Genomic DNA, 24,537 nt, shown 5'->3' with positions numbered 1-24,537 from the left:
TAGTTTACATCACTCTTAAACTCTTACAGAATATGTTAACAGAAGAAAATAAAATCTATTACGAAAATTATTTTCAATCAAATGCAGATTACTACATAGAACAAATGGACAAAATTAATACTGGAAAAAAATTTACATTTAACGTTGCTGCATTTTTTCTTGGTATATTTTGGATGGCTTACCGTAAAATGTATATTCATATTGCAATAGTATTTGGAATTATTCTCGCAGAAATGTTGATTGAAGAAATGTTATTAGGTTTAGGAGTGATCTCCTATGCTGTATATGAAGTAATTGACTTTATTAGCATGTTTATTTGGAGTTTTCTATTTGCCACATTATCAAATGGATTATATATCTCAAAAACAAAAAAGGATATTAGAAAAATATTGAATGAAAATAAAGACACCATTATACAAAATGAAATGATTATTAAAAAAGGAGGCGTAAACAGTTTTGCTCCTATTATATTACTTTTCATAATTATAGGATTAGTAACTCTTTCTAATATTTAACTCTTAACAACTGAAGATGATTTAAAACTAATCTTCAGATTTACTTCAAAAAAACAATTGCCAATTAAAAAGCATTTCACTAATTTAGTTCTATGACGGAAGAAGCGATAGAAAAAGAAAACAAAGCCATTGCAAAAGCTTACAAAGAATTACTTAAGGTAAGCTACCAAACTTTAACTGATGACGATAAGAAATTAATTCGTCATGCATTTGAAGTGGCTGTTGATGCGCACAAAGATCAACGTCGCAAATCTGGCGAAGCTTATATCTTCCATCCTATTGCTGTCGCAAAAATTGTGGCTCAAGAAATTGGTTTAGATGCTACATCTATCGCTGCCGCATTACTTCACGATGTGGTAGAAGACAATCCAGACTATACTATTGATGACATGGAACAGTTATTCGGAGAAACTGTAGCAAGGATTGTAGATGGACTCACAAAAATTTCTTCCTTAAAAAAAGACATGGACGTGTCTTTACAAGCTGAGAATTTTAGAAAAATGCTATTAACTTTAAATGATGACGTAAGAGTTATTATTATAAAGATTGCAGATCGTTTGCACAATATGCAGACTATGGATTCTATGCGTGCAGACAAACAAGTTAAAATTGCATCAGAAACTTTATACATATACGCACCATTAGCACATAGAATTGGACTATATAATATTAAAACTGAACTCGAAGATTTAGGATTAAAGTATACTGAACCAGAAGTCTATAATGATATTCTAGAAAAAATAAAAGACAGTAAAGAAGATCAAGATGCATACATTAAAGCGTTCTCAAAAGTTATCGATGACTCACTAACCAAAGAAGGCTTGCATTATGAAATTAAAGGACGACCTAAATCAATTTTCAGTATCCGAAGAAAAATGGTTAAACAAGGCGTCTCTTTTGAGGAAGTCTATGATAAGTTCGCCATCAGAATTATTTTTAAGTCAGATGTTGCTAATGAAAAATTCTTGGCTTGGAAAATTTATTCCATCGTTACAGATCATTTTACGCCGAACCCAATTAGACTAAGAGATTGGATTTCTTCTCCAAAATCAACCGGTTACGAAGCCCTTCATATTACAGTAGTTGGTCCAAAAAGTCGTTGGGTCGAAGTTCAGATACGTAGTGAACGAATGAACGAGATCGCTGAGAAAGGTTATGCTGCACATTACAAGTACAAAAATGCTAATGATAAAGAAGATAATCTCGATTTATGGATAAATAGACTACAAGAGGCCTTAGAAAATAACGAAGCTGATGCTGTAGACTTTGTTGAGCAGTTTAAATTGAATTTATATTCAAAAGAAATATTTGTCTTTTCTCCAAAAGGCGACTTAAAATCACTACCAAAAGGTGCTACACCATTAGACTTCGCTTTTAGTATTCATACCGAAGTTGGCATGAAAACACGAGGCGCTAAAGTCAATGGTAAATTAATGCCTTTAAGTCATGAGTTACAAAGCGGAGATCGTGTAGAAATCATGACCTCAGAAAATGCAAAACCCAATGCCAATTGGTTAGATTATGCTACTACAGCAAGAGCGAGAAGTAAAATTAAATCGGCTCTAAATGCCGATACCAAACTTATAGCAGAGGAAGGAAAAGAGATATTAAGACGAAAATTAAAACAACTTAAAATAACTTTAAATGAAAGTTCTGTCAATGAATTAGTAAGTTACTTTAAGTTAAATACATCTTTAGATTTATTTTATCGTGTTGGAATTGGCACTATTGACAACACCAAACTAAAAGGTTTTGCTTCATCTCGAAGCAATGCATTTGTTAGTTATTTTAAAAATAAAATCTATAAACCTTCAGTACCAAAGGATATCCATAAAGAAGAAATAACTTCTAAATACGATATGCTTGTGTTTGGTAAAGAAGAAGAGAAACTAAATTACACACTAGCTAATTGTTGTAATCCCATTCCAGGTGATAAAGTATTTGGGTTTTTGACCATTAATGACGGTATAAAAATTCATAAGAAAAATTGTCCTAATGCAGTGAGTCTGCAATCAAACTATGCGTATAGAATACTACAAGCCAAATGGATAGATTCCTCTCAGCAAGTGTACACCTCACAACTAAAGTTATCTGGAATTGATGATATGGGATTAGTAAACCATATCACTAAACTTATTTCTGAAAACATGCATGTAAATATGAAAAGTCTAAGTTTTTCAAGTGATGATGGTGTTTTTACAGGAAAAATCACTGTAGACGTGAAGAATCAAACCATGTTAAAAAAACTTATTGACAACCTTAAAAAAATTAACGGTATTGACAAGGTTACAAGAGTTTAAACACCTCACTTACAAAACTATAACTTGTTTTTAAAACTTGTTCATTTCTTTCATTTTTAATCATTACTTTTATTATAAGTATCATGTAAAAATTACTTAAATTTGTTCCTTAATTATGAATGCAACAACAGAAGAAAGTAATCAAGAAATTGTAAAACGAGTTTTTACACAATTTTTAGGAGAAAAAGGTCATAGAAAAACACCTGAGCGCTACGCTATACTTCAAGAAATCTACGAAAGTGAAGAACATTTTGATATAGAATCTTTGTATATCAAAATGAAAAACAAGAACTATCGCGTCAGTAGAGCGACACTTTATAACACTATTGAATTATTGTTAGAGTGCGCATTAGTCCGTAAACATCAATTTGGACAAAGTCAGGCACATTATGAAAAATCGTATTTCGATAAAAATCACGATCATGTAATTCTAACAGATACTGGTGAGGTTATTGAATTTTGTGATCCTCGCATTCAATCTATTAAAAAAACTATCGAAGAAGTTTTTGATATTCAAATAACTAATCATTCACTATATTTTTACGGTAATCGTAAAAAAGACGACAAATAAAATTTTAAAATGGCAGTAGATTTACTACTTGGATTACAATGGGGAGACGAAGGCAAAGGAAAAATTGTCGATGTATTTACCTCTAAATACGATATTATTGCACGTTTTCAAGGTGGCCCAAATGCGGGACACACCTTAGTATTCAACGGAAAAAAACATGTTTTGCATACTATTCCTTCTGGAATTTTCCATGAAGGCAAAGTGAACCTTGTAGGAAACGGTGTCGTTATAGATCCTGTTATTTTTAAGAAAGAACTAGATAAACTAGAAGAACAAAATGTTGATTACAGAAAATCACTTTGTATTTCTAGAAAAGCGCATATCATACTTCCAACGCATCGTTTATTGGATGCTGCAAGTGAAGCTTCAAAAGGAAAAGCTAAAATTGGTTCTACATTAAAAGGTATTGGTCCAACCTATATGGACAAAACTGGTAGAAACGGAATTAGAGTTGGTGATATAGAATTAGCTGATTGGAAAGATAAATACAGAGCTTTAGCTGATAAGCATGAAGCTATGATTGCTTTTTATGATGTAGATATTCAATATGATTTAAAAGAATTAGAAACTGATTTCTTCAGTGCGATTGAAACATTAAAAAGCTTAGAATTTATTGATTCTGAAGAATATGTACACCAAGCACAACAATCTGGTAAGTCTATTTTAGCTGAAGGTGCCCAAGGGTCGTTATTAGATATTGACTTTGGTACATACCCATTTGTAACATCATCTAATACAACTGCTGCAGGTGCGTGTACTGGTTTAGGCGTAGCTCCAAACCAAATCGGTGAAGTCTTCGGAATTTTTAAAGCATATACTACACGTGTTGGCTCAGGTCCTTTCCCAACTGAATTGTTTGATAAGGATGGCGAAACCATGGCTAAAGTTGGTAATGAGTTTGGTGCTACAACAGGTCGTCCTAGACGATGTGGCTGGTTAGACTTAGTAGCTTTACGCTACGCTTGCCAAGTTAATGGTGTTACACAATTAATTATGATGAAAGGTGATGTGCTTTCTGGTTTTAAAACCTTAAAAGTTTGTACAGCATACAATTATAAAGGCGAAACTATTACGCATCTACCATACAATATAGAAGAAGAAAACGTTACTCCTATTTACACGGAAGTAAACGGTTGGGATGCAGATTTAACTGGTATGACTGAGGCATCACAATTACCAGATAATTTAAACGGTTATGTAGAATTCTTAGAAAAGGAATTAAATATCCCTATTACTATAGTTTCTGTAGGACCAGATAGAAAACAGACAATTATTCGTAAGACGATTTAGATTTATTCTATGTGGCATAAGTTTATTGTTTTAATGATATGCTTTGTATCAATGGTTAGCTACGCTCAAAATTCAAAACTTACTATTGAATTTAGTTATCCTTTAGCCATTGACGATAATTTTGTTGGAGCCAACAATAATGGTATTGGCGATTTAGGACTGAAGTATTATATTTTCAACTTAGATGTTTTTCGTTTTGGTAGTTCTGTAAACTTAGGTTATCTAAAAAAATCAGAATCAGCTCAAAACCAACCTTATGACGTCAATTTATTTACAATTCAGCCTAAAATATTTGCACAACTTACCTTACCAGCGATTCCTAAATTTCACACTTTTATAGGATTAGGCTATAGTATATTTATGTTTAAAGTAATAAACAATGAAACTGCAATTAATAATAATGTTGCTGGGACAAATAAAAATGAATCAGGACTTAATTTTAATTCAGGTTTGTCTTACGATTTATCAAACAAATTAACAGCACTAATACAATACGACTTTGTAAAAATAAATATCGATGATAGTGTTATTGACTCAAAATACAATACCAATGTCAATCTGTTGAAAGTTGGTTTAGGCTATCGATTGTAATTCAAATTTAATTACTGTTAAAAAAAACGTTAACACATACTAATACAATCCATTTAAGTGTTATTTTGTAAAAATATATGACTTTGAAACGTTTTAAAATTCTATTCTTATTTTTTTGCTTTTCTATAGCATCAATTGCTTTTGCTCAAGAAAAACAAAAAATTATTGTAGAATATTCAGGTAATACATCGACGGCTCCAGACATTGAAGATGGTGCTTTAGTTTTCCTTAGAGATAAATCTCAACAAGTACATTTTATTCACAAAGGTGTTAACGTTTGGTGTGACAAAGCAATTTATTATGAAGATCAAGATTACCTTGAAGCCTTTAGTAATGTTGTAATGAAGCAAGGTGACACCATTAATATGGTTGCTAAATATGTTGAATATAGTGGAAAAACACAGTTAGCATTTGCAAGAGGCGATGTGATATTAACGGAACCACAATCTACACTAAAAACAGACACACTGCACTTTGACAGAATAAAACAACAGGCCTATTACAATACAGGAGGCTCAGTAGTAAGAGATTCTTCAGGTACTATTACAAGCAAAATTGGTCGATATTACATGGCGACTAGCAAGTATCAATTTTTAAATGATGTTGTTCTTGTAAACCCTCAATACACTTTAAACACAGAGCGCCTTGATTTTTTTACCGAAAATGGACACGCCTATCTTTTTGGACCGTCAACAATTACTGGTGAAACTAATAAAATTTATTGCGAACGCGGTTTTTATGACACCAATAACAATGTTGGTAATTTTCAACGAAATGCCAAAATAGATTATGACAATCGGACTGTAGAAGGGGACAGTCTCTACTTTGATAGGAATATAAATTTTGCATCTGCCACCAATAATATTAAAGTAACAGACACCTTAAATAAAAGTATCGTAAAAGGCCATTATGCTGAAGTATGGCGCGAAAAAGATTCTGTTTATATTACAAAACGAGCATTAGCAATAACCATACAAGAAAGAGACTCGGTATACATGCATGCGGATACTTTAATGCTAACAGGTAAAGAAAACAACCGCATTACCAGAGCTTTTTATAACGTTAGGCTATATAAAAGCGATATGGCTGGCAAAGCAGACTCAGTACATGTAGACCATAAAAAAGGATTAACGCAAATGATTAACCTGAGTAGGTTTAGCTCTACTGATGCATTTTCTACAAAGCGAAAACCAGTTTTATGGAATATTGGCAACCAAATGACGGGAGACACCATTCATTTAATAAATAATGTAGTTACTGAAAAACTCGATTCATTAAAAGTATTTGAAAATGCATTTTTAGTAAGTAAAGACACTATAAGTGAAGATGGATATAATCAAATAAAAGGAAAACGTTTAATAGGCTTGTTTAGAGACAACGAGCTTTATAATGTAGACATCATAAAAAATGCTGAAGTCATCTACTATTTAAGAAATGATAATAATGAATTAGTTGGCATTAATAAATCTAAATCGGGAAGTATCAATATTCAAATTGAAAATCAAGAAATTGTAGAAACACGGTTTATTAATCAAATGGATGCCGAATTATTTCCAGAATCAGAATTCCCCAAAGCCGGAAAACGATTACGAGGTTTTGATTGGCGAGGCGAAGAACGACCAATGTCTGTAGAAGATCTGTTTAAAGACGATCCACCTTTAGTGTTACCAGTAATAAAAGGGCTAGAAGCTTATATTCCTCCGGAAGAATTTATTGATGAGGCTGCAAAAAAACGTATTAAAGATGCTGGTAAATCCGCTCCAAAAAAGGCAAATAAAGCTGCACGTAATTTACCAAAAAAAGAAAAAGTTGCGCCTTTAACCGAAAGAGAGAAAAAGCAAAAAGCTTTAAACGACGAAGCACAAAAAGCAGGGCAATAATTGAAACACGACTTTTTTAAATACCAGGCACAAACAACACCACATCCATTGGCAATGGAAATTAGTCATGCCAAAGGTTCTTATATTTATGACACCAATGACAAGGCATACCTTGATTTTGTTGCTGGTGTTTCAGCATGTAGTTTAGGCCATTCGCATCCCAAAGTTGTAAATGCCATAAAAAATCAAGTTGACAAATATCTTCATGTCATGGTTTATGGCGAGTACATTTTAAATCCTGCTGTAGAACTGACAAAGTTATTAGCTAAACATTTACCAAATAGTATTAATTCAACTTACCTAGTTAACTCAGGAACAGAAGCTATAGAAGGTAGCTTAAAATTGGCGAGACGATTTACTGGTCGTACTGAAATAATAGCAGCAAAAAACGCATATCACGGAAACACATTAGGCTCATTAAGTTTAATGGATTTTGAGGAACGTAAAAAACCATTTTACCCATTAATACCAGATATTAAACACATTGCATTTAATTTAGAGAGCGATTTACTTCAAATTACAAAACAGACAGCAGCCGTTATTTTAGAAACCATTCAAGGTGGTGCAGGTTTTATTGAACCAAAAGATCAATATTTAACCAAAGTACAAAAGCGTTGTAATGAGGTAGGTGCCGTTTTTATTTTAGATGAAATTCAACCAGGTATTGGAAGAACAGGAAAATTATTTGGTTTTGACAATTATAATTGTCAACCAGATATCGTTGTTACAGGCAAAGGTTTAGGAGGAGGATTACCAATTGGTGCCTTTTCAGCTTCAAAACAAATGATGAACACATTAAGTGACAATCCTAAACTTGGCCATATAACTACCTTTGGTGGTAATCCAGTAATTGCTGCTGCTGCATTAGCAACTTTAAAAGAAATTACAGAATCCAATCTCATGGTAAAAGCCTTAAAGAAAGAACAATTAATAAGGAAATATCTTAAGCATAAACATATCAAAGAAGTAAGAGGACGCGGATTAATGTTAGCCGCTTTTACTGAAAACGAAGCAATCACAAATCAAGTAATTTTAAAAGCTAAGGAGCATGGCCTCATCTTATTTTGGTTACTTTTTGAACCTAAAGCCATTCGCATTACACCTCCTTTAACCATTTCTAACGAAGAAATAATTGAAGGTTGCGGTATAATCACTTCAATATTAGACGAGATATAAAATTATTTCAAGTTTCAAAAAAACCTAAATACCAGTTATTTAGATAAACTTAAGTAAACAACTATTTCAATGTTAACTACTTTGTTAAAAACATTAGTTCAAAAAATCATCTCGAACAAAGGATAACTGTAATTTTATTTCAAAGAATTACTAAACCTTTTATGCAATACAGTCGCGACGACGAAAATTTTCCGCTTACTCGATTTGAATCGATGTTAAAGACAAATGATATTTTGTTCTTTGACTCAAATGAGTTTGAAAATATAATTCATCATTACTTGGAGAATGGCAAAATTGCCTTATCAAAACGCGCTATAAAATTAGGCTTAGAACAACATCCAACTTCTATCAACTTGAGATTATTTCAAGTTGAAATTATGGTCATTGAAAATAAATTTTCAGAAGCTGATGATTTATTAGATAAACTTCACAATTTAGAGCCTACAAACGAAGAGATTTATATTCAAAAAGCAAATGTGCTCTCTAAACAAGATGAGCATCAAAAAGCTATTGATACGTTACTCATAGCAATTGAGATATCTAACACACCATCAGATGATGCAGATTTATACGCCTTGGTTGGTATGGAATATCTGTTTTTAGATAAGTTTGATAAAGCGATTATATATTTCAAAAAATGTTTAGAAAGTGACACTTCAGATTATTCTGCTTTACATAACATTATTTATTGTTATGATTTTTTAAATCTTAATGAAGAAGCAATAGATTATTTAAACAACTTCTTAGACACAAATCCATATTGCGAAGTCGCTTGGCATCAATTAGGAAGACAATATTTTGCCATTAATGAATATGCTAAAGCCAATGCTGCTTTTGATTTTGCTATTATTTCAGATGATACTTTTGTAGGGGCTTACATTGAAAAAGGTAAAGTTTTAGAAAAACTTAAAAAGCATGACGAAGCCATAGAAAATTATAAAATCACGCTTGCTCTAGAAGATCCTACTTCGTTTGCCTTGCTAAGGATTGGTCATTGTTATTCTAAATTAAATCAAGATGACTTAGCCATTCAATTTTACAAAAAAACGATTGACGAAGACCCATTGCTAGACAAAGGCTGGATTGCAATTACTCGCTTTTACATGAAGCGTCTCGATTACCAAAATGCACTAGACTATATTAAAAGAGCTGTTGCCATTGATGGAGACCATGTGCTTTATTGGAAATTATATGCAACTGTAAATAAACGTTTAAATTTTCTTGAAGAAGCTGAGCAAGGCTATAAGCGCACAATAGAATTAGGTAATTATGAGCTAGATACTTGGCTTAACCGAACAGATATACTTATTTCACTTGGCGAATATCAAGCTGCAATTTTCAATCTTTTACAGGCCACAGAGTTTTATCCAGAAAATTCAGAAGTTGAATACCGTTTAGCGGGTCTCTACTTTAAAGTACACCAAAGTGAAGAAGGTAGATTTCATTTAAAAAATGCGACACGTATTAATATTGATTATAGCTTTATAATTTCAGAATTATTCCCGCAACTTACAGATAGACCTTTAATTAAAGCTATAATTTCTGAAGCTAAAAAGACTTCAGATTAAAAAAAATCATACCTTCGTAGTCTTATTTTTATAAAATATGCAAAGACGATTTTTAGATTACTTGGTCATTACTTTCAAAGGTATTGCCATGGGAGCAGCCGATGTTGTGCCTGGTGTTTCTGGAGGAACTATAGCATTTATTTCTGGAATTTACGAAGAGCTTTTAGAAAGTATAGATAAAGTTAACCTTGGCTTTTTAAAAGTTTGGAAAAAAGAAGGTTTTAAAACCGCTTGGAATTCCATTAACGGAAACTTCCTATTAGCCTTATTTTCTGGGATTGCCATCAGTATTTTGTCATTAGCAAAACTCATAAAATGGTTATTACATCATGAACCGATTTTGCTTTGGTCATTCTTTTTTGGACTTGTTTTGGCTAGCATACTTTATATCGCCAAACAAATTAAAGGATGGTCTATAAAAGTTATTATTGCCATAATAATTACATCAGTCTTATCCTATTTTATAACATTAGCAGAGCCTTTTGCGTCTCCAGACAGTCCATTATATCTTCTGTTTTGTGGCTTTATCGCTATAATTGCCATGATTTTACCAGGTGTTTCTGGTGCTTTTATTCTTCTTATACTAGGTGCATACCAAACAGCAATTGATACAATTAATGACTTAAGAGATGGATTACTAAATGGTAACATGGCACTTTTTAAAGATGCATTTATAAAATTCTTATTACTCGCGGTAGGTGCAATTATTGGATTAAAAGTATTTTCAAAAGCACTTAATTGGATGTTTAAACACAAAAAAAACCTCACATTAGCAATCTTAACCGGTTTTATGATTGGTTCATTAAACAAGATTTGGCCATGGAAAGAAGTGTTAAAAACACGTGTAAATTCAGAAGGTGAAGTAGTCACTTTACTCGATAGAAGTATTTTACCTACATCTTACGTTGGTGACAACGAAATGGTATTAGCTATTGTATTTATTGTTATTGGTTTTGGGGCAATTCTATTATTAGAAACCTTAGGCAAACAAAAAAACGAGGTATAATGCAAAGCACCAGAAGCTTTAAAGATCGTTTATTTTTGGTCATTAAAGGTTTAGCCATGGGAGCAGCAAATAAAGTTCCTGGCGTATCTGGTGGTGTGGTTGCTTTTGTAGCTGGTTTTTATGAAGAGTTTATTTATTCTTTACAGCGCGTTAATAAAAAAGCATTTAAGCTATTATTTAAAGGTCGTTTTAAAAGCTTTTTTCGCTACATCAATGGTAAATTTCTAAGCCTCCTATTTTTAGGAATGATTATAAGTTACTTCAGTGTCTCTAAAATCTTAGATTACCTTATTGTGCACTACGAATTATATGTTTGGAGCACATTCTTCGGAATGATTCTAGGTTCCATATATTATATAAGTAAAGAATTTAAAGAATGGAATAAAAACACAATTTTAGCTTTAACTCTAGGTGCTATTGCTGGTGTTAGTATAAGTTTTTTAGATCCAGCTACTGAAAATGACAATCTTTTTTTCGTGTTCTTCTGTGGCATTATTAGTGTTTCTGGCATGACGCTACCAGGATTTTCAGGGTCATTTATTCTAATAATTTTGGGCAACTATGTATTACTATTAGTAGATTCTGTCAACGCCCTTTTTGACACTATTTATGATATAATTAGTGGTAATTTTGAATTTATACATAACGAAGTTCGTATTAGACTTTTAAAGGTATTAACTGTATTTACTGTAGGTTCAGTTGCAGGCTTAGTTACTTTTTCTCATATTTTAAATTATATTTTAAAACATTATAAAAACATTACGTTGGCAACCATTATGGGTTTTATTATTGGTTCTCTTGGTGTAGTTTGGCCATGGAAAGAAACTATTTACAAAACCGATAGTGATGGCTCATTTGTATTACATTCAGCCGGAAAAAAAATAATCATCAATTATCAGCGTTTTTTACCAGAACTCAACAGCGAAACTTATATAGCAATTGTTTATATTGCCTTCGGAATTCTTATAGTATTAGGACTAGAATGGTATGGAGACAAAACAAGAAAAAATAAAATTTAAATTTGGCCTGTTAGGTAGAGATATATCTTACTCTTTTTCTAGAGGATATTTTGCCGAAAAATTCAAAGTTGAAAATTTACCACACTCCTACGTGAATTTTGATTTACAAACCATTGATGATCTTAAATCAATAATTGAAAATACATCAAATTTAAAAGGTGTAAACGTTACTATTCCTTACAAAGAAGAAGTTATTCCTATACTTGATAAATTAAATAAGACGGCAGAAAAAATTGGCGCAGTAAATACTATTAAGTTTTCAAAAAAAGGAAAACTAGTTGGTTACAATACCGATTATTATGGATTTAAAAACTCTCTTAAGCCACATTTAAAATCACATCATAAAAAAGCTTTAATATTAGGAACAGGAGGTGCTTCTAAGGCAATTGCCTACGCTCTAAAAAAGCTAAAAATTCAGTTCGATTTTGTTTCACGATCTCATAAAAAAGGCGTGACATTTTCATATTCAGATTTAACCGAAAACATTATTTCAGATTATACTATTATCATTAATTGCACACCTATTGGTACGTTTCCAAATATAGAAGAATGTCCTGATTTGCCATATAGTGGTTTATCTGAGCATCATATTTTATACGATTTGATATATAATCCTGAACAAACTAAATTCCTTAATTATGGCTTTAAAAAAGGAGCAACAACAATTAATGGATTAGAAATGCTGCGTTTACAAGCCGAAAAATCGTGGGAAATATGGCTCGATCTCAAGTCGAAATAATGATTTTAAAACAATTCCGTTAATGTTTTAATCGACAAAAGGTAATCTGAGTTGATATAAGTCATAAAATATAAGCTCTAGAAGCATTTCCTTTGTTTATCTAACAACTGTTAGTATCTTTAACTCCTATAAAATAATTGACTTATGTCTGAGAATGATAACCTGCTAGATGCAGAAGGAACAAAAGAAGTAGAATCTACAGAGACTACTCCAACAAATGAAACAGCTAAAATAGTTGAAACTGAATCTGAAATAGAATCAGCAAGTGATATTTCAGAATCAACTGAAGAAGTAAAATCTGAAGAAGAGGAGGCTGAAACACCTGCCGATTCAGAAGACGACTCAAAGGATGATCATGTTGAAGAAATCGAAGCTTCTAACGCTGAGGATGCAGAAGATGAATCGAATGCAGAACGACACGAAGTAGAAGAAAAAGATTACCACGCTATGTCTATAACGGAGTTAGTGACGGAATTTAACAGACTTCTAAAGCTTCATAAAGTACAGACTATATCTAAGAACATTAATGATATAAAATCTGAATTCAACGCTAAATACAGTGAACTTCTAGACGAAAAAAAGGAAGAGTTTATCGCAGATGGTGGCGTAGAAATGGACTTTTACTACTCCAACGATACAAAAAAACAGTTCAATTCACTTTATAAAGAATACAAGCAATCCATTAACGCATATTACAAGGAGCGAGAGCAAAACCTTAAACTTAATTTAGATAATAGATTGCAGATTATTGAAGATATTAAGGGATTACTTAGTGTTGAAGAGAATATGGGTACAACCTATAAAAACTTCAAAGAGCTTCAAGAAAAGTGGCGTAATGCTGGTCCTATTCCTAGAGACAAGTACAATAATGCTTGGAATACATACCATCATCATGTAGAACGTTTTTATGACTTTTTACATCTCAATAATGATTTGAGAGATATGGATTTTAAGCACAACTATGATCAAAAATTAAAAATTATAGAACGTGCGGAAGAGTTAGCTCAAGACGAAAACACAAATCGTTCGTTTAGAGAATTACAAGTTTTACACAAATTGTGGAAAGAGGAACTTGGACCTGTAGGCAAAGAGCATAGAGAAACCATTTGGGAACGTTTTAGCAATGCCACTAAAGCAATACATGATAAGCGCCAAGCCTACTATGCGGACATGGATAAGGCTCACGAGAAAAATCTTGAGCGAAAAGAAGAAATTATAGCACAAATATCTGCAATTGCTGAGGATAAAAACAACTCTCACAGTGCATGGCAGAAAAAAATAAAGGAAATTGAAGCGTTAAGAGACGCATTTTTTAAAGCTGGAAAAGTACCAATAAAGGTCAACGAAGCAACTTGGGCTAAGTTTAAAGAAGCTGTTAGAACCTTTAATAGAGGAAAAAATAGTTTTTATAAAGACTTAAAGAAAGACCAATACGAAAATCTTAAAAAGAAAAAGGAATTAATTCAAGTTGCTGAAGACAATAAGGATAGTGACGATTATAAGACTGTAACACCATTAATGAAAAAAATTCAGAATGAGTGGAAGAAAATTGGCCATGTACCTAGACGAGACAGTGATAAAATTTGGAAGCAGTTTAAAAATGCATGTAACCACTATTTTGATAGAATGCATGCTGCTCGTAAAGCTGAAGACCAACACTTATTTGATGCTTTTGATAAAAAAGTTAAGTTGTTAGATGATCTAAAAGCCATGAAACTTACTGAAGACCCTAAAGCTGATATTGAGATTTTAAAATCAAAAATATCGGAATGGAAAGCCATAGGACATGTACCACAAAGCAAACGTTATATTGATGGCAAATTCTACAAAGCTATTGATGATACGTTTGATAAGCTTAAAATGGATAAAACCAAATTAGAGATGATTAAGTTTGACAGCAAACTTGAAAATCTAGCAAATCCTGATGATACAAGATTACTTGATAACGAATATAACTTTATCAAAAAACGTATGAGCGAGATTAAATCTGAAATTAATCAATTAGAAAACAACTTACAATTTTTCTCTAATGTTAAAGCAGATAATCCATTAGTAAAAGATGTACACAAGAACATTGCTAATCACAAAAATGAATTAGATACTTGGAAGGCTAAGCTGACTAAGGTTAAAGGCATGTATAAATAATCGTACAATACTTTAAGAATTATATATAAAAAATCAAAACCCATCTGCCTCAACAGATGGGTTTTGCCCTAACTAAACTAAATTAACCTTAATTACAACCGCTTAAAATAATAATCAAGATTTCCTACTAAGAAATAAAAGCATTAGCTTTTATATACATTATTTACGCAGAAAATCTAGTTTTGGATGTTTTGCTGTGCCCTTTTTAAGAAATAAATAAAACTGATTAAACTCTAAAACGCATAAAAAGCTGTATATCAGATAATAAAAACAAATAAATTCACGTATTATTTTTTCAAAAAGAGCCTAACTTAAAATGCAACCACCGGATTTTATGTAGAAGATTCTTACTAGTTACAAATAATTATAGTGATTTCGCCTCTTCCCAAAACACATCCATCTCAGAAAGTGTCATGTCTTTCAGAGATTTGTTTAAATCTTTAGCTTTACCTTCAAGATATTGAAAGCGTTTAATGAATTTTTTATTGGTACGTTCTAAGGCATTTTCGGGATTCACTTTAAGAAAACGTGCGTAATTAATCATAGAGAACATCACATCACCAAACTCGCTTTCAATAGCATCTTGGTCTCCTTTTAAAATTTCAGCTTTTAATTCTGCTAACTCCTCCTCTACTTTTTCAAAAACTTGTTCTGGGTTTTCCCAATCGAATCCTACACCAGCAACTTTATCTTGTATACGACTTGCTTTTACAACTGCTGGCAAACTTTTTGGGACACCTTCTAGAACACTTTTCTTACCTTCTTTTAGCTTTAGTTGTTCCCAGTTTCGCTTTACCTCTTCTTCATCTTCCACAACAACATCTCCATAGATATGAGGATGACGATCTACTAACTTATCACAAATACTATTACACACATCTGCGATATCAAAATTATTAGTTTCACTACCTATTTTAGAGTAAAATACAATATGAAGGAGTACATCACCTAATTCTTTTTTTACCTCTTCTAAATCATTATCTAAGATAGCATCACCTAACTCGTAGACTTCTTCAATAGTGAGATGACGTAAAGATTCCATGGTCTGTTTTTTATCCCAAGGACATTGCTCGCGCAACTCATCCATGATAATTAACAAACGCTCAAAGGCTTTTAATTGTACCGTTTTATCAGACATTAATTAGTGTAAGTTGTTCTAGAAACAATACTTATTCAAATTACCTTAGAATAAGAATTACTCTAACTGATATTTATTTATTCTTCCTCAGAAGTATCTTTATCTTCTTTAGATTCTTCAAGTGAACCTAATAGATCGTTTTTCTGAAGTAAATTATACCATTGTACCACCTTCTTTATATCAGAAGGGTAAACTCTATCTTCATCATAATCTGGTAATACTTCGAAGAAAAATTCTTCTAATGTATCTTTTCCATCTTTGTGACTTATAGATGTTGGTTTCCCGCCTTCTTTTTCCTTTACTTTTTTAAGCACATCTCTTAAAGGCACTTCTTCAGCTAAAGTATAAATAGCAATTTCACTTAAAATACTAATGTTACTGTGTGCACCAACAGTGATTCGTTTTTTATCTATTAGCGACTCTACTACTGCACCAGTTCTAGTTTGTGTAACGATTTGATATAATCCTGGTTTTCCAGAAATTGATAAAATTTTATCTAAACTCATATATTATGTATTAGCGTTTTTTACTCATTAGAGGAAAACGCATTCTGTAATCAATTTTAATCTTTCCTTTTGCAATATTGGTTAAGCGTCCTTTTAATAAACGCTTTTTAAATGATGATAATTTGTCTGTAAACAACACGCCTTCAATATGATCGTATTCATGCTGAATCACTCTAGCAATTAAACCATCGTACTCTTCAACGTGAGTCTCAAAATTTTCATCTTGATATTCTATTTTTATCGTTGGTCGTCTAAAGACATCTTCTCTTACATCTGGTATACTTAAACAGCCTTCATTAAAAGCCCATTCTTCACCTACTTCTTCAAGTATTTGAGCATTAATAAATGTTTTTTTAAAATTTTTAAGCTTCTCTTGTTCTTCTTCAGAAAAACTCTCATCTTCTGCAAAAGGACTCGTATCAACCATAAACATTCTTATTGCTAACCCTATTTGCGGAGCGGCTAAACCAACACCATATGCACCATACATCGTTTCGTACATATTATCAATTAGTTCGTTTAGTTTTGGGTAATCCTTATCAATGGCTATTGCTTTTTTCTTTAAAACTGCGTCACCATACGCAACGATTGGTAAAATCATAATTCATTTATTTTCGATTGCAAAAGTATTAATTTTCAAAAACTATATTCCTATATATAAGGACTAAATTCTATTAAATTATCTTACCAAAACGCTAAGTCTTTTTTTTATTTAAATAATTTTGTTTAATCCGTCTCATTTCAAGGTAGTGTAACAATTTATAATTGTTTACTGTACACTAGATAGGTAACTCTGTAAAATTAAAGTTGCGCTAATCTCATCAACGAGCGCTTTATTTTTTCGTTGTTTTTTCTTTAATCCACTATCAATCATAGTCTGAAATGCCATTTTAGAAGTAAATCTTTCATCTACTCGAGCAACCGGAATTTCGGGAAGTGCTTTAGATAGTTGCACTAAAAACTTTTGAATATACACTTCGCTTTCTGAAGCTGTATTATCCATTTGTTTTGGTAAACCAACAACTATTCTTTCAACCATTTCTATAGAGGTATAATCTTTTAAATACTGAAGCAACGTTTTAGTTTCAACAGTTGTTAAACCAGATGCTATAATTTGCATTTCATCGGTTACAGCTAAACCTGTGCGTTTGGTACCATAATCTATGGCTAAAATTCTTCCCATAAAACAAAGGTAATGCATTTATAAATTTAAATAGAAAATGAAAAACGCTCCTTACAAGTAAGAAGCGTTTTGTAGATAACCAATCTAACAAACCATGATTATGATAATCACTCAATCACTTATAAGACACCATTATTTTAAATAGGTCACAAAATTTAATTCTATAAAAAAAGAAAACCCCTTAAAAAGGGGAAAGGGGTTTTCGAAATTAGCTATTAATTAAATTCTCAGATAAGTTATCAGAAATAATTTATCTTCCGTTTAACTACTTTTAAGACACTACCTTTTTTAAAAAGTCACATTTATACTAAATAAATTTTAAATTATTTTTTGATGGTCACTTATGGACTTATATTTGGGCTTGAAAATTAATTAAACCCTTATTATGAAACTCGTATGCTCATTGTAATGTTTATTGAATCTTACAAAACGCATATCTTCATAAACAAATAATAAATACACAAATGACACAACTACAATCTGTTATAGAAGATGCTTGGAACGATCGTTCATTATTAAAAAATGAAGTTACTATTAGTGCTATTAGAAACGTAATTGACCTATTAGATGCTGGTACCTTGCGAGTTGCAGAACCTGTTGAAGATAGTTGGCAAGTAAATGAATGGGTAAAGAAAGCGGTTGTATTATATTTCCCTATTCAACAAATGGAAACTTTAGAAGCTGGTATTTTTGAATATCATGATAAGATTCCATTAAAGAAAAACTTTGCTGAACGCGGAATTAGAGTTGTACCAAATGCGGTAGCAAGACATGGTGCATATATTTCTGCAGGTACTATTTTAATGCCTAGTTATGTAAACATTGGTGCTTACGTAGATGAAGGCACTATGGTAGATACTTGGGCAACTGTTGGTAGTTGTGCACAGATTGGTAAAAATGTTCATCTTTCTGGAGGAGTTGGTATTGGTGGTGTTTTAGAACCATTACAAGCTGCGCCTGTAATTATAGAAGATGGTGCTTTTATTGGTTCTCGCTGTATTGTAGTTGAAGGTGTACGCGTTGAAAAAGAAGCTGTTTTAGGTGCCAACGTAGTTCTTACTATGAGCACAAAAATTATAGATGTCACTGGAGACGAGCCTGTGGAAACTAAAGGTGTTGTGCCAGCACGTTCTGTTGTTATTCCTGGAAGCTATACTAAAAAGTTTGCTGCTGGTGAATTTCAAGTACCATGTGCATTAATTATTGGTAAGCGTAAAGAAAGTACAAATAAGAAGACATCATTAAATGATGCTTTACGTGAGTATGATGTCGCTGTTTAATAACAGCCTTAGTGTTTAATTTAACAGACTAATATTATTAAGTCTTGCAAAAATTGAAGCGCACTAATTTCTATATATTCATTAAAAATACTGATATAAATGATAAATAAAGTACGTCGTTTTTTCTGCAGGCATTTAAGAAAAATGCGTTTTTTGCCTTCAAAAATGTATGTACGTTATCATTACGAGTACTTTTCAGGTAAAAAATTAGACTTAAACGACCCAAGGGATTTTAATGCTAAAATTGAATGGTACAAAGTATTCTATCGTCCTAAAATTTTAAATCAATTGGTGGACAAATATGCTGTAAGATCTTATGTTGAAGCTAAAATAGGTAAGCAATATCTTAATGAAGTTTTTGGTGTTTATAATAATGCCGAAAGTATTCCTTTTGACGAATTGCCTAATAAATTTGTAATAAAAGCTACACATACAAGCAGTCATAATCTTATTGTCACAGATAAAGAAAATCTAGATATTTCTAAAGCCCAAAAAAAGATGACGAAATGGCTCGGAAAGAATCAGTATTATAGAATGGGACAAGAATGGGCTTACAAAGACGTAGCACCAAGAATAATAGTTGAAAAATTTTTAAAAGAAGACGATAAAAATTCTCTCGTAGATTATAAATTTTATTGTTTTAATGGAAAGGCAAAATTTATTGACGTTCATATAGATAGAGAAGACAACCATAAGCAAGGTTGTTTTGATTTAGAATTTAGTTTATTACCTTTTGGAAAAAGCTTAAATTATAAGAGTATTTCTTCAGAAATAGAAAAACCTATTAATCTAGAAGAAATGATAAAGTGCACTGAAGCATTGGCCGATAAATTACCTTTTGTACGTGTAGATTTTTATTCTGTTAACGGAAAAACCATATTTGGAGAAATGACCTTTTATCCATCTGACGCGAGAAAAGCTTTTTATCCTGAAGCCTATAACCAAATTATTGGAGATTATTTTGTGCTTCCTAAATTAGACTCGGCAAAGAATGCAATAACAACATTGAATTAATTTTCTAAAACTAAAGGAATATTAATATGACGACTGATAACATTCAAAATAACCCAATAGACGCAGTAATTCTTTGGGTTGATGGCAATGACATAGATCATAGGACTAAAATGCTTCCTTTTTTAGAAGATAAAACTAAAATTAATTCTGAAAAATTTAGAACACGCTATGATCAAGTAAATGAAATTAAATTCACTATTGATTCTATATTAAAATACGCATCGTATATTAATAATATTTATATTGTTACAGATAACCAGACTCCAGAATTTTTAAAAAACCACAATAAGGATTACAGTAATGTATCTATTGTAGATCACAAGATAATCTTTAAAGGCTATGAAGAATACTTGCCTACTTTTAATTGTAGACCAATAGAAACCTGTCTATATCGAATTCCTAATTTAGCAGAACATTTTATTTATTTTAATGATGATTTCTTCTTAATTAATGAAACTAAGCCAACTGATTTCTTTAAAAATGGTTGGCCAATTTTAAGAGGTAAATGGTTAAAATTTGATAACGATATATTTTATAAGAAATTTAAAAAGCCTAGAGTTGGCCATAAATCAATTCAGCAGAATGCTGCAAAATTAGCTGGTTTTAATAAATACTATAACTTTAAGCATACACCTCATCCAATGAGAAAATCAACGTTTCAGAGTTATTTTGAAGCGAATGAAAATGTGTTTAGAGAAAATATAAAACATCGTTTTAGAAAACCAAGTCAGTTTACACCTCAAGGATTAGCAAATCATCTTGAAATAAAAAACAAAACTTGTTATTTTAAAAGCGATCTGCAATTGATGTATTTTAGATCTTACAAAAAATCGCTGTATTGGTATAAGTATAAATTAAACACTAAAATTAAGGGGAAATTATTTTTAGGACTTCAAAGTTTAGATCGCAGTCCTCAACATATTTTAGATTACATAATAGGTTGGTTAGAAAACAGAACCTCATAAACTTAGGTTTATTACAAAATTACGTATTGGTATGACTTATAAATTTTTAATATACATTTCTTACAGTTACGCTCTTCCTATAGGTGCACCTTTAGAAAAAGAAATTTTGAAAAGAGGACATTCAATTATGTGGTTTAGCGATCTCAATGAAGGTAAAGTGGCATTAGAAACAGAAGGTAACACCAATGTTTTAAGCACAATACAAGATGTAGTTAATTATAAACCAGACATTGTTTTAACGGCCACTAATGACGTACCCGATTTTATTTCAGGATTAAAAGTTCAGATATTTCATGGTTTTTTAGCACAAAAAAGACCTTCAAAAAAACATATCTTTAGTGAATTCAGAATTAGAGGATTCTTCGATTTATATTGTACACAAGGACCAAGTACAACGTCTATTTTTAAACAACTTGAACGTAAGTATAAACATTTTAAAATTATTGAAACAGGCTGGAGTAAGGTTGACCCGCTCTTTCCTATTAAAAAATCCAAATCAACCGATAAGCCACAAATCTTAATAGCTTCAACGTTTACCGAAAGACTTAGTTTAGCTTTTGACGATTCCGTTTTCAACGAAGTTAAGCGTTTAACAAAAACAGGAAAATATTCATTTGCAATGGTGTTACATCCTAAAATCCCTAAGGACATTGTAGACAAATGGAAATCACTAGAAAATGAAAATTTCACGTATTATGATACAACTAATCTAATTCCAATATTTCAAAATTCTGATATTTTATTTGCAGATACAACATCTGCCATTCAAGAGTTTTTGTTACAAAAAAAACCTGTTGTTAGTTATAAGCACACATTTAATCATGATTATTTAATACATGTAAATGACGCTAGTAAAATTGAAGAAAACTTTAATTATGCTTTAAGTTATCCCGAAGCTTTAATTGAAAAAATAGAACCTTTTATCAATCAATTACATCCTTATTTTGATGGTAAATCTAGTAAACGAGTAATTGATGCCTCTATTACTTATTTACACGAAGATAAGTCGCAACTAAAAAACAAACCTCTTAATTTGATTAGAAAATATAAAATAAGAAAGCGTTTAAGATATTTTACTCTTAAAAGCTATAATAAACCTTACACTATTCAACCTGAATAGTTATTTTTTGGTAATTCCGAAGTCAGTAAATCGAGATTTATTTTGCTTTGTACTTTTTCTTATCTTATTATTTAATACCATAGCTGCTTCATTTTTGTAAGGCCTTTCATGAAATAAATGGACGCAAATAGTACTGTAACGTACTTGCAGAAACTTAATTCCATTATTCATCATGCGTTCTCCTACTTCCCTATCTTCTGCACCATATTGCATACGTTCGTCAAAACCATTAACGGCTAAAATATCAGCTTTGTAGCAAGACACATTCATTCCATCAAAAGTAGCTTTTGTTGGTGTTAGCTTATTTAGAAGTTTAGCTTTAATTTTTGATTTGGTGAGTTTATTTAATTTGAAAGTTTTAGATTGACCTTTTGATATTAGCCAATCGTCATCAAAACAATTTTGTTGAGTAATATCTTTAGCTGTTATAGCCTTTGAAATAGATGCATTTAACTTAAAATAACCTCCTGAAAGTGCATATGTCTTTCGACGTAAATTAAGATGTGTAGCCACAAAATCTTTACGAGCAATGCAATCTCCATCTGTAAAAATTAAGTAATGAGAATTTGAAGCCATTATGGCTTTATTCAAAATTTTAGTTTTCCTAAACCCATCATCTTCTTGCCAAACATGGATAACATTTAGTTCTGTATTGGCAGAAAACTCATCTATAACTGATTTTGTACGCTCATCAGAACCATCATCTGCTACGATAATTTCAAAATTTATTATAGTTTGAAGGCTATAACTATGCAACACCAATCTTAACCACTCAGGTTGGTTATAAGTACTTATAATTACAGAAGCCTTTAGATTAGATTGCATAACGTAAAAATACTATTTTTACAGCAGAGAAATTACTACAATGTTAAAACTATCTGGAGTTATTATAACCTTTAATGAAGAACGTAATATTGAAAAATGCTTACAATCTTTAGAAAATGTTGTAGATGAAATTGTAGTAGTAGATTCTTTTTCTACTGATAACACTAAAGCCATTTGTAAACGTTACAATGTAAAGTTTGTAGAACAAAATTTCTTAGGTTACATAGAGCAGAAAAATTTTGCATTATCCCAAGCGAGCTATAATCATATTGTCTCTTTAGATGGTGATGAATCTTTATCTAAAATACTTCAAGAATCCATATTAGATTTAAAATCTAATTGGACATTTGATGGTTACTACGCAAACCGTTTCAACAATTTTTGTGGCCAATGGATTAAACATTCAGATTGGTATCCTAACAAAAAATTACGTGTTTTTGATAGAAGAAAAGCCGAATGGAAAGGAATTAATCCTCATGATAACGTTCAACTTCATAACACATCATCAAATATAGGACATCTAAAAGGTGATATTCTACACCTTACCTATCAAAGTTATCTGGAATTTAGTGAGAAAACAGACTACTTTTCTACTATTGCTGCCAAAGCTTATTATAGCTCTGGCAAGAGAGCTTCAATTTGGAATTTAATCTGGAATCCATCTTGGGCATTTTTTAAATCTTATGTAATAAGACTTGGTATATTGGATGGTAAAAATGGATTTATAATCTGTAAAGAAACAGGTAGAATTACATATTTGAAATATCTAAAATTACGTGATTTACAAAAAAAGGATAAAGAAAATAGTTAGTTACTTTTTCCAAAATTTCAATCGTTTTTTCATACGCTGCTTTTTGTGATGCTTAGCTTGAAACTCTTCCGTAAATTGCCACATTAAACGAACAATTGTTTCATAATCTTCACCAGAAACCTTAGCATATTCATCGCTCATTATCTCTACCATAGATTTATGGATTGTTAAGCGATCGAAATTTTTTATGCGTTCTTCAAAACCCATTTGCTTAAATTCCATCCGGTTAAGATCTACCAAATAAAAATCATATCCATTTTCACTTTTTTTAATCAAAGTATTTCCAGGAGAATGATCTAAGAATTTAATGCCTTTAATATGCATTTTATAAGTAAATCTGGTAAAAGCTCTTAAAACAGCATCGTAATCTGGGTAATTAAAATCATGAGTAAGTTCTCTGTAAGTTAGATCATAATCTTGATGTTCAGAAATATAATAACTCTTTTTAAATAAAAACGATTTTGAAAATTGATAATAAGCTACAGGCTGAGGCGTACCAATATCTAAAGATTGTAGCTTCTGTGCATACTCAAAGGACCGCTGTGCTTTACTCCTTCTTAGAAAACCATAAGCAATTTGGTTAACCATATTTGGTATTTTAAACGACTTTACGTTAAGCCGCTTACCTTCAAGTTTAAAAAGCTTTAAGGAGTTCCTTTTCTGGTTACCAAAATCTTCGCCTTTACTTTCGTAATTATTTATAATATCATCTAAAAACGTCTCGTGCTGAGTAAACTTATAATGTATGCTTTTAGTCTGTTTCAATTATATTGATTTGAAATAATTATATAAAATTAGGTTTAATACTTATGCTTTTAAAATTTTGAATAAACCATTGTAATAGAAAACAAATCTACAACTTTTAAATATTTTAAGCGCAATTGGTTTTTTTAGT

At 31.4% G+C, this 24,537-nt stretch carries 23 protein-coding genes; 17 read left to right on the top strand and 6 right to left on the bottom strand.

What is annotated here, in order from left to right; translation table 11 throughout:
• Window positions 1–32: 32 nt before the first annotated feature.
• The 12 genes from Q0891_RS05735 (at window position 33) to Q0891_RS05680 (ending at window position 14,800) form a co-directional block, all read left to right on the top strand.
• Window positions 33–515 (top strand): DUF2628 domain-containing protein, encoded by a 483-nt coding sequence (locus tag Q0891_RS05735; protein WP_299099626.1) that lies wholly within the window; start codon window positions 33–35, stop codon window positions 513–515.
• 92 nt (window positions 516–607) lie between these two features.
• The gene (locus Q0891_RS05730; RefSeq protein WP_299099624.1) at window positions 608–2,815 is read left to right on the top strand and encodes a RelA/SpoT family protein; all 2,208 of its coding nucleotides are present in this window, start codon (window positions 608–610) and stop codon (window positions 2,813–2,815) included.
• A gap of 115 nt (window positions 2,816–2,930) precedes the next feature.
• On the top strand, window positions 2,931–3,386 hold the full coding sequence (locus Q0891_RS05725; protein ID WP_299099622.1) for a Fur family transcriptional regulator: 456 nt from the start codon (window positions 2,931–2,933) through the stop codon (window positions 3,384–3,386).
• A 9-nt stretch (window positions 3,387–3,395) separates the two neighbouring features.
• Complete coding sequence (locus Q0891_RS05720; protein WP_299099620.1) at window positions 3,396–4,676, top strand: adenylosuccinate synthase; 1,281 nt, start codon at window positions 3,396–3,398, stop codon at window positions 4,674–4,676.
• A 9-nt stretch (window positions 4,677–4,685) separates the two neighbouring features.
• Window positions 4,686–5,267: an outer membrane beta-barrel protein gene (locus Q0891_RS05715; protein ID WP_299099618.1), complete on the top strand. Its 582-nt coding sequence runs from the start codon at window positions 4,686–4,688 to the stop codon at window positions 5,265–5,267.
• An 83-nt stretch (window positions 5,268–5,350) separates the two neighbouring features.
• Window positions 5,351–7,147, top strand: coding sequence for an OstA-like protein (locus Q0891_RS05710; RefSeq protein ID WP_299099615.1), 1,797 nt, complete (start codon window positions 5,351–5,353; stop codon window positions 7,145–7,147).
• Window positions 7,148–8,323: an aspartate aminotransferase family protein gene (locus tag Q0891_RS05705; protein WP_299099613.1), complete on the top strand. Its 1,176-nt coding sequence runs from the start codon at window positions 7,148–7,150 to the stop codon at window positions 8,321–8,323.
• A gap of 161 nt (window positions 8,324–8,484) precedes the next feature.
• On the top strand, window positions 8,485–9,891 hold the full coding sequence (locus Q0891_RS05700) for a tetratricopeptide repeat protein (protein ID WP_299099611.1): 1,407 nt from the start codon (window positions 8,485–8,487) through the stop codon (window positions 9,889–9,891).
• A 37-nt stretch (window positions 9,892–9,928) separates the two neighbouring features.
• Window positions 9,929–10,897, top strand: a complete 969-nt coding sequence (locus Q0891_RS05695; protein WP_299099609.1) for a DUF368 domain-containing protein — start codon at window positions 9,929–9,931, stop codon at window positions 10,895–10,897.
• On the top strand, window positions 10,897–11,916 hold the full coding sequence (locus Q0891_RS05690; RefSeq protein WP_299099607.1) for a DUF368 domain-containing protein: 1,020 nt from the start codon (window positions 10,897–10,899) through the stop codon (window positions 11,914–11,916). The genes Q0891_RS05695 and Q0891_RS05690 overlap by 1 nt, the downstream gene beginning before the upstream one ends.
• Window positions 11,885–12,655 (top strand): shikimate dehydrogenase, encoded by a 771-nt coding sequence (locus Q0891_RS05685; protein WP_299099605.1) that lies wholly within the window; start codon window positions 11,885–11,887, stop codon window positions 12,653–12,655. The genes Q0891_RS05690 and Q0891_RS05685 overlap by 32 nt, the downstream gene beginning before the upstream one ends.
• Window positions 12,656–12,799: 144 nt before the next feature.
• Complete coding sequence (locus tag Q0891_RS05680; protein WP_299099603.1) at window positions 12,800–14,800, top strand: DUF349 domain-containing protein; 2,001 nt, start codon at window positions 12,800–12,802, stop codon at window positions 14,798–14,800.
• 364 nt (window positions 14,801–15,164) lie between these two features.
• On the opposite strand, the gene mazG is transcribed toward Q0891_RS05680, so the two are convergent.
• The 4 genes from mazG to ruvX all read right to left on the bottom strand — a co-directional run bounded on the left by mazG (window position 15,165) and on the right by ruvX (window position 17,627).
• Window positions 15,165–15,938 carry a nucleoside triphosphate pyrophosphohydrolase gene (mazG, locus tag Q0891_RS05675; RefSeq protein WP_299099601.1) on the bottom strand — a complete coding sequence of 258 codons (774 nt, stop codon included), beginning with the start codon at window positions 15,936–15,938 and terminating at the stop codon, window positions 15,165–15,167.
• A gap of 77 nt (window positions 15,939–16,015) precedes the next feature.
• On the bottom strand, window positions 16,016–16,444 hold the full coding sequence (locus Q0891_RS05670) for a DUF5606 domain-containing protein (protein WP_299099599.1): 429 nt from the start codon (window positions 16,442–16,444) through the stop codon (window positions 16,016–16,018).
• 10 nt (window positions 16,445–16,454) lie between these two features.
• A complete protein-coding gene (def, locus tag Q0891_RS05665; protein ID WP_299099597.1) occupies window positions 16,455–17,045 on the bottom strand; it encodes a peptide deformylase in 591 nt (196 codons plus the stop codon).
• Between the two features lie 168 nt (window positions 17,046–17,213).
• Window positions 17,214–17,627, bottom strand: coding sequence for a Holliday junction resolvase RuvX (gene ruvX, locus Q0891_RS05660; RefSeq protein WP_299099595.1), 414 nt, complete (start codon window positions 17,625–17,627; stop codon window positions 17,214–17,216).
• A 464-nt stretch (window positions 17,628–18,091) separates the two neighbouring features.
• Between ruvX and Q0891_RS05655 the strand changes: the two genes are divergently transcribed.
• From Q0891_RS05655 to Q0891_RS05640, 4 genes are all read left to right on the top strand, one after another.
• Window positions 18,092–18,907 carry a 2,3,4,5-tetrahydropyridine-2,6-dicarboxylate N-succinyltransferase gene (locus tag Q0891_RS05655; protein WP_299099593.1) on the top strand — a complete coding sequence of 272 codons (816 nt, stop codon included), beginning with the start codon at window positions 18,092–18,094 and terminating at the stop codon, window positions 18,905–18,907.
• A 99-nt stretch (window positions 18,908–19,006) separates the two neighbouring features.
• The gene (locus Q0891_RS05650; protein WP_299099591.1) at window positions 19,007–19,921 is read left to right on the top strand and encodes an ATP-grasp fold amidoligase family protein; all 915 of its coding nucleotides are present in this window, start codon (window positions 19,007–19,009) and stop codon (window positions 19,919–19,921) included.
• Window positions 19,922–19,947: 26 nt separating this feature from the next.
• Window positions 19,948–20,886: a Stealth CR1 domain-containing protein gene (locus Q0891_RS05645; protein ID WP_299099588.1), complete on the top strand. Its 939-nt coding sequence runs from the start codon at window positions 19,948–19,950 to the stop codon at window positions 20,884–20,886.
• A 31-nt stretch (window positions 20,887–20,917) separates the two neighbouring features.
• Window positions 20,918–22,006 (top strand): CDP-glycerol glycerophosphotransferase family protein, encoded by a 1,089-nt coding sequence (locus Q0891_RS05640; RefSeq protein ID WP_299099586.1) that lies wholly within the window; start codon window positions 20,918–20,920, stop codon window positions 22,004–22,006.
• Here the strand turns inward: Q0891_RS05640 and Q0891_RS05635 are convergent, their stop codons facing one another.
• Window positions 22,007–22,831, bottom strand: a complete 825-nt coding sequence (locus tag Q0891_RS05635) for a glycosyltransferase family 2 protein (protein WP_299099584.1) — start codon at window positions 22,829–22,831, stop codon at window positions 22,007–22,009.
• Window positions 22,832–22,871: 40 nt separating this feature from the next.
• Here Q0891_RS05635 and Q0891_RS05630 point away from each other — a divergent pair, with 40 nt between their 5' ends.
• Entirely contained in the window at window positions 22,872–23,642 is a 771-nt protein-coding gene (locus Q0891_RS05630; RefSeq protein ID WP_299099582.1) for a glycosyltransferase family 2 protein, read from the top strand.
• Here Q0891_RS05630 and Q0891_RS05625 read toward each other — a convergent pair whose 3' ends face one another.
• On the bottom strand, window positions 23,643–24,407 hold the full coding sequence (locus tag Q0891_RS05625; RefSeq protein ID WP_299099580.1) for a lipopolysaccharide kinase InaA family protein: 765 nt from the start codon (window positions 24,405–24,407) through the stop codon (window positions 23,643–23,645).
• Between the last annotated feature and the right edge of the window lie 130 nt (window positions 24,408–24,537).

This window comes from uncultured Winogradskyella sp., from assembly GCF_947498005.1.
Lineage (GTDB): Bacteria > Bacteroidota > Bacteroidia > Flavobacteriales > Flavobacteriaceae > Winogradskyella.
The sequence above is the reverse complement of the archived record's forward strand: the minus strand, read 5'-3'. Positions and strand labels throughout refer to the sequence as shown.